A 629-nucleotide genomic window follows, 5' to 3' on the forward strand; every position below is an offset into this window, starting at 1 on the left:
CGGCATTTGGTGTTGAGGTTCTCGTAGCTGGTGGACCCACCTGCAGCCGGGGTGTGGTGGTCGTATTCGGTGACGTGATCGTTGTCGGCGGTCCACGCCGAATGGCTGCAGCCGGGGTCGACGCAGTAGCCGTCGCGGCATCGCACCGCTTCATCCAATGCGGTCGACGGGCGGTAGGGGTCGGTGCCGTGTGCGGGCAGGGTGAACGTGCCGTCAGCGTTTTCGGGGATGTTTGTCGGTACCACCCGGTGGATCACCGCGTCTGGTCGGGCGGCGATGTCGCGGACGTGTTCGGCGGAGATGATGCCGTGCCCGTCCATGAACCCGACCGGCACGTCGTCATCAGGGACTTCCAGGCGTGGCCGGTCGACGCGCGCCGTCCACGTGCGCGGCCCATCGTCGCTATCGGTCTCACGGTCACTATCGCCACCCTCGGCCGACTCTGCGTCGCCTGCTGCAGAATCTGCGCGACGAGCTCCGGACTCCGCAGCACCCGCAGCACCCGCAGCAGGCCGCGTGGTGCTGTCGGCGGGTTCGGCTGTGGTGGTGTGTGTTTCGGGTTCGATGAGCGCGGCCTCGTTGCAGACGACGTGGATGACGAACCGCGGATCGGCCGGCGGGACGGTGCC

General features: G+C 67.9%; 1 pseudogene. It reads right to left on the reverse strand.

The features are described 5' to 3' along the window. Positions 1-629: pseudogene (locus A5777_RS25070) on the reverse strand (DUF222 domain-containing protein); the annotation flags it as partial.

Origin of the sequence: Gordonia sp. 852002-10350_SCH5691597, assembly GCF_001665715.1 — a bacterium.
Lineage (GTDB): Bacteria > Actinomycetota > Actinomycetes > Mycobacteriales > Mycobacteriaceae > Gordonia > Gordonia sputi.